The organism is Cytophagaceae bacterium, from assembly GCA_016722655.1.
Taxonomy (GTDB): Bacteria; Bacteroidota; Bacteroidia; order Cytophagales; family Spirosomataceae; genus Leadbetterella.
The window spans coordinates 2,321,285-2,335,747 of sequence record JADKIR010000004.1 but is presented as its reverse complement, the minus strand read 5'-3'; the positions used below and the strand labels follow the sequence as shown (position 1 = coordinate 2,335,747).

The following is a 14,463-nucleotide window of genomic DNA, read 5'->3' as shown; positions in this document are numbered from 1 at the left end:
ACCAAAGAAAAATTTAAAATGAGAAAATTCGGATTGTTAGGCTTTCCGCTGAGCCATTCATTCTCTAAACGGTATTTTACTGACAAATTCAAAGAACTCGGAATTCAGGCTGATAATCAGTATGATCTGTATGAAATTGAAGATATAAAAGGTCTTTCGGAGGTATTAAAAAACAATCCTGAAATTGTAGGATTGAATGTCACCATTCCTCATAAACTCACTGTAATTCCTCTCCTTGACAAAATTGACCCTGCAGCTCAAAGAATCGGAGCAGTAAATGTGATAAAAGTTGCGGAAGGCGGAAAATTAATCGGTTATAATTCGGATTATTTCGGCATCAAACGCTCTTTGGAAGATTTTTTGGGTGAAAAAAGAAGTTTAAATGCCTTGGTTTTAGGAAATGGAGGGGCTACAAAAGCAGTTGCAGTGGCTCTGGAAGACTTGAAGATTCCTTTTAAAATTGTATCAAGACAAAAGACAGAAGGAACGATTAATTACAGAGAAGCAAATGAACTATTGCCTGACTATAAGCTTATTATAAATTGCACTCCGCTCGGTACTTATCCCAATGTGGAGGCTTTTCCTGATCTGGACTATGAAAACATGAACAAGGAACACTTTTGTCATGACCTGGTATATAACCCTTCGGAAACGAGATTTATGCTGAAAGCAAAAAATTATGGGGCTCAGGTAAAAAACGGCTATGATATGTTGGTGTATCAGGCAGAGAAAAGTTGGGAGATTTGGAATGGGTAGTTTTAGGAAGCAGGAATTAGAGAACAGTTTTTTTGAGTTGGAAAGTTGGAAAGAAAGTAAGTTGGAAAGAAATAAAATTCTTAATCTCGGAGATATATCCTAAATTTCTCCGGGTTTTTACCCGGAGAAATTGTTTTAAACCCAAAGAAAAGAAAATCAGAAAAATAAGTAAATCCGGGTTTCGATAAAGAAAAAATTTAAAAGAAATTCTTAGAAAATATAAAAAATATGAAATACCAAAAGCACGTATTTGTATGTACCAATGACAAAGAAGCACCAAAAAAATGCTGCGGAAGCGAAAGAGGAATGGTATTGGTAAAGTTGTTTCAGGAGGCTCTGAAAGAAAAAGGCCTTTTTAACACCGAAATAAGGGCACAAAGAGCAGGATGCTTTGAAACCTGTGCCCTGGGTCCAAGTGTAGTGGTTTACCCTGAAGGCGTATTCTACGGCCACGTTACCCCTGAAGATGTAAACGAAATCATCGAAAGCCATCTGATTAATGGCAAAGTAGTTGAGAGATTGGTGGTAGCTTGAAAAGAAGATTAAAGGTTTTTTGTTTTGAATGCACGGGAGAAATTCTGTGCATTTTTTTTAAATTAGGGACAAAGTTTTTTAAGATATAAAATTCGATAAGAATTACTTTAAATTGCAGTAGTTTCAATTCTTAACTTTGGTTATTTTTATTGATTGGATAACACAACTCTGTTTTATGAAATTACTATAGCCCTTTAATATGCTAAACACAGCTATTTCTAGGGTGTTTTTAATTTTAATAAAATGCCATCTAAAAGTAGGTTATAGGCCTATTTTTTAGTTTAAAAATATTTAACCGTTTGACATTATAAATAAATAAATAAAAAATTAAATCTAAATGGAAAGGAATAAAATCATCCAAATAAGCTTTGCCCTTATTTACAATATTACTTTTTTTTACATTTGCTTTCGTCCTGAATCGCAGGGAAGTCCGGAGGCAGGGTATATGATGGTGTTCTATTTGGGAGTATTTTCGATAATTGCCGGATTCGCTTTTTTATATATAAGAGACAAATTTCCTTATGATTTCAGTGTAAATACCAAACGCTTATTACTGATTTTTTCAACTCCTTTATTTCCAATAATTCTAATCTTTTTACTTTCATTTTTTTCGCCTGTAATAACATTTTGGACAAACAGATAGGATTCAAAACGTTTGCTATTATATTGCCAGAAATTTAGAGCAACTTCTAAATATATTAATAAAAATAAATTTACTTTAAGTGTTTTAGATTTTTTAATCCTATTCCCTAGCCATTAACAACTCAATAACACTGACTTTTTTGAATATTCAAAAATTCGACATTAACATTACAAAAAAAACTAAAACACGATGAAAAAACTCCAAATCTTCCTCATTTTACCTTTATTATTTTCTATTAATGCATATTCTCAGGATCTTGAAGGTCGAAAGATTGTAAATGCGGACCTAAATCTATTGATTTTAAAAAATAATGGCGATGCGGTATCACAGTTTAATACCACTTTGCTATATGGAAAAATCAAACCTAACAATACTTATTTATCGTATGGTTTTAAACTTGGGTTTACTCATAATCTTGAAAATCAACCAAGTATGTTTGCATTGGGGCCAGCAATTGAAACAGGAAAGTTTGTAAAACTTGTTGATAAACTCTACTTATCGCCATATTTGGGTGGATCGGTTCAGGGAGTATCTATTGACGGTTTTGGAGTAAATCTAAGCGGTTACGCTATTCCTATTAGATTTTTGTACGATTTCTCCAATCATTTTATGCTATCAGCATCTTTTGGGTCAGCATCTATGAATCTAAATCTGAACAGTCAATATACCATATTCAGCCTGAATGGTTCGCTTACCAACAATTCCGGTATCGGAGTATTTTATAGTTTGTAACCAATAAAATCCCATTAAAGAGGGTTTAAGTCTTTAACTGGCTTAAGGTTGTATAGTTTGGCCTATGTAATATTCCTCTAACAAGCTATATTTTTGCCAGAGTAAATGACCAATAGCCCATTTCACCCGTTTTGAATATTTTAAATCTGTTTGAATGCTCCACTCCGGCAAATTCATAAAATGCTTCCCTCAAAAAACCTGGGGTATTTTTATCAATCTCGGCTTTTCGGTTTGCCGAATCCTTAAGCAGTGCTGACACCACATTGGTTCTAATGTCTTTTTTATCAAGAATCTTAAAACCTACATCCTGGAGATTTGATTCGATGGTTTCCAGGTCGGCGGGTTTTATCATATCGGCAAAATGAAATTTTCCATTCTTTTTCAGTACCCTGAATACTTCCTTAAAAAACTGTACCATGTCAGGGTAGCATCTGGCCGATTCCACATTGACCACGCCGTCAAACTTTTCGTTTTCGAAAGGTAAATCCTGGGCATCACCGGTAATAAAACCCAAACCGGCAACATTATGTCTTTTATTGCAAAAAGCCGTTGTTCCCGAATTAAGATCAAGTCCGATATAGGATGCCGGTTTAAATGTTTCGGCCAGAAAAGCCGCACCACCTCCCCTGCCACAGCCAACTTCCAAAATATTCGAATCAGAAAAAACTTGATTTCTGGTAGCGTGACAATACAACTGAACCGCATATCTGTGATATTCATGTTCGCCTTTTAAGGTAAGATGATCAAATTCGCCATTTTCACCCGAATAACCATAGTTTAGAAAAGTTGTACTTCCGCTTACATCCATTTTCCTGATTAACCAATGCCAAAAACGCCACATGGGTTTCCTGATAGATTTAGGCAATTCCACGTATTTCTCCACTATTTTTCTCATTATAATTTTTATTTTAGGGGTTATTTACAAATGTAGTATTTAATAAATATTTAACTTTTAGTTTTAATTTAAAATCAAACTACTAGACAGTATTTGTAATTAATATACATAAGCAATTATCTCTCTAAATTTTGAAAGCTCCAGGATCAGAAAATTATCTATTTGGCGTAGCGAAAAGTAATCCGAAAGCGAAGTGAGGGTTTGGGAATTGCGAGTACCGGGTTGCGAATAAAGCACTATGAATAATTTAATTCTGGTCAAAAATACTTTTGTGTTTGACTATTGCATGCGGTACTCCGACTTCTAGACTAATTCCATGCTTGTTTTGCTCAGGCTGACATAAGGGTGATTTAAAAACAGATATCATTTGGGATTGAGCCTGGCATCTATTAAATAAAGAAAACAGAATACTAAATGAAAGGCTCAGCATTTTTTCAAAAGAAATACAGATAAGGACAAAAAACTATCCCTAATTTTGCCAAAAAAGATAAAACTTGAATACCGAACATCTGTTTTTTGATCTCGACCATACTTTGTGGGACTTTGAACGCAACTCAAAAATCTGTCTGGAAGCCATTATGGACCGGGAAAAACAAATGCTACCGTCTAATTTTGAAATCGGACTTTTTCTTCAGCATTTTTCGGTTATCAATGCAGGCTTGTGGCGGGAGCTCGATGAAAATAAAATAAACCATGACTATCTGAGGCAAGTTAGATTTCAACGGGTTTTGGCAGCTATGAGTATCGATATTTCAGATCAATTCTCATTACAACTCAATCAGCATTTTCTTGACACCCTACCCCACCAACATCATCTGATGGATGACGCTTTTGAAGTTTTGGAATATCTACAGCCAAAATATCAACTCCATATTTTGAGTAATGGATATTTGGAGATTCAACGAAAAAAAATGCATAGTGCAGGAATTTTGCACTTTTTTGAAAATATCTTTACGATAGATAATGCCGGTTATAAAAAACCTGAGAAAGCGTTTTTTGAATATGCCTTGAAATCAATCTGTACTTCTCCAGAAAATTGCGTAATGATTGGAGATAACCTCCTAACAGATATTGAAGGTGCCCAAAATGCGGGAATTAAGGCAATATATTTCAATCCCGAAATTCAGGAAACAAATGGAAACAATATCAATCAGCTACTCCTTCTCAAGGATTTATTTTGATTATTTCAAACCCGAAAGATATTCCATCATATCAATATATTCCTGTTCCTGAAGCGGGAAAGCCGGCATCATTGATACTTTCATCTGGATTACATTTTTCACCAAGGATTTTTTGTATTCAGCTACTTCTGATGAGCCTGGCACTTTTATCATATAACTATCAGCAGTTTTACTGGTCAATAGACCCGTTACCGATGAACCATCATTGAGCTCTAATGTAAATCCTTCATAACCAAAGCTTATTCCCTGATTGGGATTCACAATGGCATTGTACATACTTTCCTTTGTTAATTTTTTACCAATTAAACTCAGGTCAGGCCCAAAATCTATCCCTTTTCCACCCACCTGATGGCAAGACAAGCAGTACATATCATACAATTCTTTGCCTTTTTTAACATCCCCGATCTTGGTTTTAAAATCAAGAGCGTTGTTTACTATTGCTTCAGGCTTTCCAAATCTTTGCTCAAACTCAATTTTAAGATCATTATGAAAAGTCTTTGACATTACAATTTTTGCAGCAGGAATCAAATCTTTATCTACCTTATTAATTTTTATGAGATTCCAGAGCTTGACATCACTAGAATAGCCTTCCATTGCCAACATGGCAGCTTCTCTTATTTTAAATGGGTATTTGGGATTTGAAAAAATCAGAATTAATTGCCGGGTGTAGGCTTCGGTATCAACCAACCCAAGTCGCTTTATCATTTTCACCAACCGATCCTGATTAAAAGGCTTATCAAGCAATACTTGTTTTAGCGGAGCTACATTAAACATATTGGCAACTATCCCTGCAGCCCTTTCATATACCTCTTTATCTTCACTATTTTCAAGAATATGCATCAGTCGGGGTTTCTGTTGAGTAAGATTATATTTGGAAACTACATCCAGAAAATCCATTTCGTTTTTGATACCTGCCAGAATTCCGGGCAAAATTTTATGAAATTCAGGATTATTAACAATACTTTCCGGGTCAAAATGTTTAAATATCAAAAGTTTGCTTGGTTCATCTTTAACAGACTTAAGTATTTTTAATAAGGCCTCATTTTTTTGTTTTTTTGCTTGAAAATCAAAGGCCCGAAAATACCGCTGTGCTTCTTGAAAATTGGTCTTTTGTATAATTTTCACAAGATAATCTGAAGTAATATCAGCCCTGCTTCTCCAAATAATATCTTTAACAGCATTATTGTTGAGAATATCTTTCCCCTGGAGGTATTTAGCCAGATAATTGTTCCAGTTTTGGTCGGCGGCATTTCCCAATGCCTCTAAAAACCACCTGTCACCCGATTTGTAGGAATTGGCCAATGACACCCACACTTCCGGCATATTTTTGAGATATATTTTACCCGCAATAGCCTCTTTAACTTGCCAGGAAGGGTCTTTTGACATTTTCAATAAAAAATCACCTTCATTTTTACCTTCAACCATCCTTACAGCGGCCGCTCTGATTCTCTCATCACCATCGGTTGAAGCTGAAATTACATATTTTTTGTCCAGATCTTTCAAAATCCAATATGCTCTTGACCTGTAAACCGGATTATCAGATTTTGTCAGAGCCAGAAGTTCACTTTCAGCCGATTTCCCTGCCTTCTTCAATGTCTGATATGCAAGATATCTCACCGAATGGTTAGGGTTTTTCAATGCCTCAACTGCCCCTGATATTTTTGAATAATCATATTTTGGAGAAAGATAAGCTGCGTTTTTTGGGGAAATACGATATATCCTGCCTCGCTCCAAGTCGCCCACAAAGTGTCCGCCAACACCTGTATCATACCAGTCGGCCACTAATACTGACCCGTCGGGTGCTACACATAGGTCAGAAGGGCGAAACCACATGTCTTTGGCTTTGGCGTCGAGGGTCAGATAAGATTCTGTTTCATAACCTGCACCAACGTTTTTTAATCCATAGGAAAACACCTCATTGGTACCAGCATCGGCAAGGAAAAGTGTATTATGATATTTTTTTGGAAGAAAATCGCCCTCATACATCAATATCCCGGTGGGAGATCCAGCTCCGGTTATTTTCAGGTTAGGCACCACTCCGGGATCATTTTGATGCCAGTGCTGATTCCATACCGAATCCTCCATATTGGTGCGGCTTACCCTCCAGTCGGCAAAAGTAACTTCATCTTTATAACCGTAGTTGCCATTTGGTAGCATATAATTTATTCGGTTACTTCGTTTACCATCGTCGTCATTGTCTGACTGCCATATTCTTCCATATGAATCGACACACAATTCGTACTGATTCCTGAAATTCCACCCTAAGACTTCGAAATTGGTACCATCAATATCACATCTCACCGACATACCATCCTGAAACGGCTTGTGAGTCTGATCAATCACTCTACCATAAATATCTTTGATCGGGTTGCCATTTTTATCCAAAAGCCCTTCACCGAAGTTGCCAAAGTTAAAATACAACTTTCCATCGGGACCAAAAACAAAAGCATGGAGTCCATGGTCACTTTGCAGCCCGCCTTTTGTTTTAAAAAGTATTTCTTTTTTGTCCGGTACATCATCACCGTTTTCATCAGTAAAAACCAGTGCATTAGGGCTGCATGACACAATCACTTTATTGCCAAGCACTACTATCCCCAAAGCCGAATTCACATCTTCACCCTGGTAGTAAAGCTTCTTTTTATCTATTTTACCATCCTGATTGGTGTCTTCTAAAATGAGAATCTGATCCCCTTTTTTTTCATAAGGAATATTGTTGACTTCGTTGCGGTAATTATAGGCTTCTGTCACCCACACCCGACCCTTGTGGTCGATATCCATATTGGTGGGATTAAAAACATCGGGTTCTTTTGCAAAAAGTGAAAGTTGCAGGTCACTATCGGGAACATCGATTCCCTCAACAGTAATCAATTCCTTTGTTTTACCCTCAGGAAACCTGTCAAAAGCCGTTTTATCAGAAGATTTGCATGAAAAAACTATGGAGATAATAAACAGAAATGCCGCTTTTTTTAACATACCAATGGGCAAATTTTAAACCCTTTTTATGTTTACAAATTTATAAAAACTATTGACGAAATATGAATTTTGTTTTGTCAAAATATCGTTACCGGAAAAATAACTGTTTTTTCAAAGCAGAGCATTAGAAATTATCTTCTTAATTTCTGTTTCCTTATTTAAATAATCCTCCAGCAATACTTTCTGATTAACAGCACGATTGAGGTTATGCCCGGGATATTTTATTGGATAGTAAACATCATTATTGAAATAATCGGTCAGAAACCTGAGACCTTGCATATATATAAGGTAAGGTCCCGCAAAAAATAGATTTTCTTTTTCAGATTCACTCAGGAGTGTCCTGGTTTGAGATAAAAAACCATCAAAGAGTGCTTTAACATATTCTAACCTCACTTTTACATTTTCAAAATCCTGACTTTCTTCTGATTCTGCACTTGTATAGGTTCTTATCATATCACCCAGGTCAGAAACCACAATTCCGGGCATTAGCGTATCGAGGTCACACACTGCCAGAGCTTTACCGGTGGTTTTATCCAGCAAAACGTTATTGATTTTAGTATCATGGTGCATCAATCGCTTTGGAAAATTTGGGTTATTAATTATCTGATTATAAACTTCAACCCAATAATTTTGATCCTTATAAAATGCAATTAATTCTGTTTGTTTATTAATTCTTTCTTTATTTCCATTTTTTAATGAATCTTCAAATAGCTTATACCTCAAATTAAGATCATGAAAGCCGGGAATACTTTCTCTAAGTCCATCAATAGGTAGGCCATGAAGGTTTCTGGTAAGTAATCCAAACGCCGAGGCAGCCGTAAATGCCTGACCGGGATCCTCTGCAATATTTATTGAAACGGAATTTTTTACAAATGGGCTCAATCTCCAATACTCACCATCAATAATTACAAATGGCTTATTATCAATTGTTTTAATACTATAAATGAAAAAATACTCAGGGTGGTATTTTGTTAAAAATTCAGCAGCTTTATCAATATTTCCCGCAATTATCTCCGGATTTTTAAATACATAAGTATTGATTTTTTGCAAAACATACTTTTCATCTCTAATTTCTGAAAAACTAAAAAAGTATGATTGATATGGCCGGCACCAAACTTTTGTATTTTAAATTCTTTATCTGACAACAAAAATTGTCTTAATATCTCTTCCAATATCAGTTTGTATTTAGATGGACATTGGATTTATATCTGGAAATCCAATTGATTTATTGTATCAAAGCACAAACTAAATTACAATATTTTAAAATTTCTATTTGTAGGAAGACTAAATATTAATTTTTTTATCAAAAAATAAGATGTCAAAAGTCATATTTTCCATTTTCAAAACCATAAAAAAATTGCATTTTTCTAATTAATTGTATTTTTGACGTTTTATTTTTTGATATTTTTTATCAACAAAATACTATAAAAGTACCTTTTGATGATTTATAATTATTACAATACTTTTTATCAATAATTTTGGAAACAACAAAATAAATAGTTTGAATTTAAGAAGAATTGGGCTATCCAAAATATGAAAATATTATCATAAATCTCAGAAAGTATATTGTACTTTTTCAATACGATGAAAAAAAATATTGAATTTTTCCAATATTATTTCTTTGGTCATAAGTTTTTGTAATTCATGGTTATAAATTGCATCCAATAAAAAAAACCTTATGTCAGAACAAAAAATTGTAGTAAACTCGGAAGGGTTTGAGTTTGAGTTTTCTGAAAAAGAGATAGATGCCATCGAAATCCTGAAAACGGAGGAAGATTCCATCAGCATTGTAGAAAACTTAGAATCATACTCCGGAACCATCGGATCAAAAGAAGGCCGAAACTATCGCATAGAGATGGGAGGCGAAGATTTTGTAGTAAAAATCAAAAACAATCTCGATCAAATTATTGACAGCATGGGTCTTAGCAAGCCTAAAACTCATAAGCTAAAATCGATTAAGGCTCCTATGCCAGGGCTGGTGATTGAGATCAATTTAGTTGAAGGACAAGAAGTTAAAGAAAACGAAAAACTTTTGATCCTTGAAGCCATGAAAATGGAAAATGTCATTAAAATCCCACATGATGCTGTAATCAAAAAAGTGTGTGTTGGAAAAGGTCAGGCTGTTGATAAAGGACAGATACTGGTCGAATTGGATTAAGATATGAAAAATATATTCGAAGAATTCCCGGCTCCCAGTCATCAAAAGTGGCTTGAACTCGTGGAAAAAGAACTCAAAAGACCTCTTGAACCATTAGAAATTGCCGACTCTTTGTTTTCGGACCCATTTCTGGATCAGGAATTTCTTGAAAAATCTACCCTGACTAAATCCAAAGAAGGCTGGGTTATTTTTCAGAAAATCAATATCGCGGATGACTTCCAATCTGCCAACAGAGAGATTCTGGAGGCGGTAAATGGTGGGGCAAACGGATTGAGACTGGTTGTTCTTACCGAAAATTATGATTTTAAGGAAATATTTAAAGACGTTGATTTAAGTAAACTCTCGCTGTCTATCGAGTCACCCTCAGATACCTTTAAGGTCCTGAAAACGCTAGATGAGTACTGTTCAGATTCACATCAGAACAATACACCGATGGAGATAATTACACACAATCAAAATGAAAATTATAAATCCTTAAAACCCCAACTTCTAATCTTAGAATCATCTGAAAAACCTCTCTTCCAAAATCTCTCAGAAATATTATCAGAAGCTGAAAATATTGGTATTCAAAAAGGAAAACCCTTTTGGATAAAATTGAATTCTTCGGAAAACTTTTATCTAAATATAGCCAAAATCAGAGCCTTAAAAATTCTATGGGAGCATATTCTTGAAGCCAATGGAGCAGATAAACCTGAAATGAAGATTTGGGTCAATATCAAAAATACCAATCCCGACGCTAATCAGGCAGCAATAGCAGCAACCCAACAAGCTGCAGCAGCAATTAGCGGTACTGCCGATGCAATCGAAATTGATACTTTGGATTATTCCTCTGATTATCCTAAAGGATTTCCGGAAAGAATAACCCGAAACATTCAAAACCTTTTATGGTTTGAAAGTCACCTCAACAAAGTTGACGACCCATCTGCGGGAAGTTACTTTATTGAAGACTTGACCGAGAAAATAAAAAATGAAATCTGGAATTTATTCTTAAAAAATAGATGAAAAAAATATTAGTAGCCAATAGAGGCGAAATCGCCCTTCGTATTATGAAATCCATCAAAAAGATGGGTATTAAAACAGTTGCCGTTTATTCGGAACCTGACAAACAGGCCTTGCACGTTCAATATGCCGACGAAGCCGTTTGTCTTGGCGAAGCTGCATCTTCAAAATCTTATCTTAATATGGATAAGATAATTGATTTTGCAAAAAAACTTGGAGTTGATGGAATACATCCAGGTTATGGTTTTTTAAGTGAAAATGCAGTTTTTGCCGAAAAAGTTGAAGCCGCCGGAATCACTTTCATAGGACCAACACCCCACGCTATCACTTTGATGGGTTCAAAACTTGCAGCCAAAGATTGCGTTAAAAATTATAACATCCCTATGGTTCCTGGCGTAGACCATGCCATTGACGATATCGCAGAAGCTAAAAAAGTTGCTGAAGAAATCGGATTCCCGATTTTGATCAAAGCATCAGCCGGTGGTGGTGGTAAAGGTATGCGTATTGTAGAAAAACAAGAAGAGTTTGTTGAACAAATGGAACGGGCAATCTCAGAGGCGGTTTCGGCTTTTGGTGATGGTTCTGTTTTTATCGAAAAATACGTTAGCTCCCCACGACATATAGAAGTTCAGGTTTTAGGTGACAAACACGGTAATGTCGTTCACCTTTTTGAAAGAGAGTGCAGTATTCAGCGGAGACACCAAAAAGTTATCGAAGAAGCCCCATCAGGAATTCTTACCCCTGAAAAAAGACAAGCCATGGGTGAAGCTGCCGTTAAAGTCGCCAAATCATGTAATTATGTAGGTGCGGGTACAGTAGAGTTTTTGGTTGATGCCAATCTTGATTTTTACTTCCTCGAAATGAACACCCGTTTGCAAGTTGAGCACCCGGTGACAGAAATGATAACCGGAATTGACCTTGTGGAAGAACAAATCAGAATAGCCAGAGGAGAAAAACTAAGATTCAAACAGGAAGACCTCAAAATCGTTGGACATGCCGTTGAACTTAGGGTATATGCCGAAGATCCTCTCAATGAGTTTTTACCATCTGTTGGTCATATCAACAAATATGTAAGACCTATAGGTGATGGAGTAAGACTTGACGATGCTTATGAAGAAGGCATGGAAATTCCAATATATTATGATCCAATGATTGCTAAACTGGCAACCTATGGAGCAACCAGAATTGAGGCTATTCAAAAAATGAAACAAGCCATAGCCGATTACAAAATCGAAGGATTTGCTACCACCCTGCCTTTTGGTACTTTTGTGATGGATCATCCGGCCTTTGTATCGGCACAATTTGATACACATTTTGTAAAAAATTACTTCTCAAAAGAGCAATCTGTAGAATGGCAAAAAGGAAAAGCCCGTAAGGCCGCCCTTTTGGCCCTTGCTCATTGGAAATCAAGAAAAAATATCATCAAAGCTCCTGAAGTAAGTAATTATAGTTGGAAAAAACGATGAAAAAACCTGACTATTCAAAAATTAATATTCGGGCCAAAACCCCTCCCAAAGGAGGAACTCCGAGACAGTATTCTTCAGCCGAAGAAATACCGATTGAGAGTACTCCGGAGATCAGGAAATTTCTGCATCAGGAATTCCGGTCGGGGATAGAACCCTATCTCGGTGGGCCATACACCAGTATGTACCTCAACAAACCCTGGACCATCAGGCAATATGCCGGATTTTCAACTGCTGAAGCAAGTAATGCCTTCTACCGTAGAAATCTTGCTCAGGGTCAAAAAGGTCTTTCGGTGGCATTTGATCTGGCTACTCACAGGGGATACGATTCAGACCATCCCAGAGTTGCCGGAGACGTAGGAATGGCCGGTGTGGCAATTGATTCTGTCGAAGACATGAAAATTCTTTTCGATCAGATTCCTTTAGATCAAATGTCGGTTTCAATGACCATGAATGGTGCAGTTATTCCGGTAATGGCATTCTATATTGTGGCGGCTCTTGAGCAAGGTGTTAAATTGGAACAACTTTCGGGTACTATTCAGAATGATATCCTGAAAGAATTCATGGTTCGTAATACCTATATCTATCCTCCTAAAGCTTCGATGAGGATAATCGCAGATATTTTTAAGTTTACATCGGCTCACATGCCGAAGTTTAACTCCATCAGTATCAGTGGATATCACATGAATGAAGCCGGAGCTCCTGCTCATATTGAGTTGGCCTATACATTATCTGATGGTTTGGAATATTTGAAAACGGGTGTTGAGTCCGGTCTCAATATTGACGATTTCGCTCCGAGACTCTCGTTTTTCTGGGGAATTGGGATGAATTTCTATATGGAGATTGCCAAAATGAGAGCTGGTAGATTGCTTTGGGCGAAAATCGTTAAAAGGTTTGAACCAAAAAATTCGAAATCTACTGCACTCCGTACCCACTGTCAAACTTCAGGCTGGAGTCTTACAGCACAGGATCCTTTCAATAATATAGCCAGAACCACTATTGAGGCAATGGCCGCGGTTTTTGGAGGTACACAATCGTTGCATACCAATTCTCTCGACGAGGCAATTGCCCTTCCGACTGATTTTTCTGCAAAAATTGCCCGAGAAACCCAAAAGTATTTACAAAGTACCGATGCCGGTATTACCCAGGCTATTGACCCGTGGGCCGGTTCTTACTATGTAGAATATTTAACCAATGAGTTATGCGATAAAGCCTGGGCTTTGATTGAAGAAATCGAGAGTGTAGGTGGCATGGCCAATGCGATAGAGAAAGGTATTCCGAAATTAAGAATCGAAGAGGCGGCAACAAAAAAACAAGCAGCGATTGACAGCGGTTTTGAAAAAATAATCGGTATTAATAGTTTTCAAATAAACGAACAAACCGATCTTGACACGCTTGAAGTTGACAATGCGGCAGTTAGAAATTCTCAAATTGAAAGAATTAATAACCTTAAAGCAAATAGAGACAATGCCCTCGTAGAAAAACTTTTAGAGGACATTTATCAAATTGCCTCATCTGGAAATGGAAATTTGCTTGAAAAAGCAGTTGAAGCAGCCCAAGCCCGTTGTACTTTAGGAGAAATTTCCGATGCAATGGAAAAAGCGTATGGTAGGTATAAAGCCGACATCCAGTCAGTAAAAGGAGTTTATATGAGAGCTATGAATCAGAATCAGATCTTTATCGATGCTCAAAAACTGAGTGAAGACTTTGTAAATATTGATGGTCGCCGACCAAGAATCCTGATTGCGAAATTGGGTCAGGACGGCCATGACCGCGGTGCAAAGGTAATTTCGACGGGATTTGCGGACATTGGATTTGATGTTGATATTGGTCCATTGTTTCAAACTCCAAAAGAAGCCGCTCATCAGGCAATCGAAAACGACGTACACGTGGTGGGTGTAAGCTCACTTGCCGCAGGGCATAAAACGCTGGTTCCGCAAGTAATTGAGGAACTAAAAGCACAGGGAAGACCGGATATAAAAGTTGTAGTAGGTGGGGTTATACCTCCACAAGATTATGATTTTCTGTATAAAAATGGAGTAGTAGGGGTTTATGGACCCGGAACACCAATTGCACAGGCCGGCAAAGAAATAATAGAAATATTGATTAAAGAATTTGAAAATTAAGAT

Annotated in this window: 11 protein-coding genes; 8 read left to right on the top strand and 3 right to left on the bottom strand. The window is 36.6% G+C overall.

Annotated elements, in window-relative coordinates; translation table 11 throughout:
* Positions 1 to 18 precede the first annotated feature (18 nt).
* From IPP61_10630 to IPP61_10620, 3 genes are all read left to right on the top strand, one after another.
* Positions 19 to 756: a shikimate dehydrogenase gene (locus IPP61_10630; GenBank protein MBL0325618.1), complete on the top strand. Its 738-nt coding sequence runs from the start codon at positions 19 to 21 to the stop codon at positions 754 to 756.
* A 228-nt stretch (positions 757 to 984) separates the two neighbouring features.
* Positions 985 to 1,290, top strand: a complete 306-nt coding sequence (locus tag IPP61_10625) for a (2Fe-2S) ferredoxin domain-containing protein (protein MBL0325617.1) — start codon at positions 985 to 987, stop codon at positions 1,288 to 1,290.
* A gap of 832 nt (positions 1,291 to 2,122) precedes the next feature.
* Entirely contained in the window at positions 2,123 to 2,665 is a 543-nt protein-coding gene (locus IPP61_10620) for a hypothetical protein (GenBank protein ID MBL0325616.1), read from the top strand.
* An 85-nt stretch (positions 2,666 to 2,750) separates the two neighbouring features.
* Here IPP61_10620 and IPP61_10615 read toward each other — a convergent pair whose 3' ends face one another.
* Positions 2,751 to 3,560 (bottom strand): class I SAM-dependent methyltransferase, encoded by an 810-nt coding sequence (locus IPP61_10615; protein ID MBL0325615.1) that lies wholly within the window; start codon positions 3,558 to 3,560, stop codon positions 2,751 to 2,753.
* A gap of 494 nt (positions 3,561 to 4,054) precedes the next feature.
* On the opposite strand from IPP61_10615, the gene IPP61_10610 reads away from it, so the two are divergent.
* Positions 4,055 to 4,741 (top strand): noncanonical pyrimidine nucleotidase, YjjG family, encoded by a 687-nt coding sequence (locus IPP61_10610; GenBank protein ID MBL0325614.1) that lies wholly within the window; start codon positions 4,055 to 4,057, stop codon positions 4,739 to 4,741.
* On the opposite strand, the gene IPP61_10605 is transcribed toward IPP61_10610, so the two are convergent.
* Both IPP61_10605 and IPP61_10600 read right to left on the bottom strand, forming a co-directional pair.
* Positions 4,742 to 7,714, bottom strand: a complete 2,973-nt coding sequence (locus IPP61_10605; GenBank protein ID MBL0325613.1) for a c-type cytochrome — start codon at positions 7,712 to 7,714, stop codon at positions 4,742 to 4,744.
* A 111-nt stretch (positions 7,715 to 7,825) separates the two neighbouring features.
* Positions 7,826 to 8,764 carry a phosphotransferase gene (locus IPP61_10600; GenBank protein MBL0325612.1) on the bottom strand — a complete coding sequence of 313 codons (939 nt, stop codon included), beginning with the start codon at positions 8,762 to 8,764 and terminating at the stop codon, positions 7,826 to 7,828.
* A 628-nt stretch (positions 8,765 to 9,392) separates the two neighbouring features.
* On the opposite strand from IPP61_10600, the gene IPP61_10595 reads away from it, so the two are divergent.
* Genes IPP61_10595 through scpA form a run of 4 tightly spaced genes read left to right on the top strand, consistent with a single transcriptional unit; the run spans position 9,393 to position 14,460 of the window.
* Complete coding sequence (locus IPP61_10595) at positions 9,393 to 9,872, top strand: acetyl-CoA carboxylase biotin carboxyl carrier protein subunit (GenBank protein MBL0325611.1); 480 nt, start codon at positions 9,393 to 9,395, stop codon at positions 9,870 to 9,872.
* Positions 9,873 to 9,875: 3 nt separating this feature from the next.
* Complete coding sequence (locus IPP61_10590; GenBank protein MBL0325610.1) at positions 9,876 to 10,874, top strand: hypothetical protein; 999 nt, start codon at positions 9,876 to 9,878, stop codon at positions 10,872 to 10,874.
* Entirely contained in the window at positions 10,871 to 12,337 is a 1,467-nt protein-coding gene (accC, locus tag IPP61_10585; GenBank protein MBL0325609.1) for an acetyl-CoA carboxylase biotin carboxylase subunit, read from the top strand. The genes IPP61_10590 and accC overlap by 4 nt, the downstream gene beginning before the upstream one ends.
* Entirely contained in the window at positions 12,334 to 14,460 is a 2,127-nt protein-coding gene (gene scpA / locus IPP61_10580; protein ID MBL0325608.1) for a methylmalonyl-CoA mutase, read from the top strand. Before accC ends, scpA begins: the two co-directional genes overlap by 4 nt.
* Positions 14,461 to 14,463 lie beyond the last annotated feature (3 nt).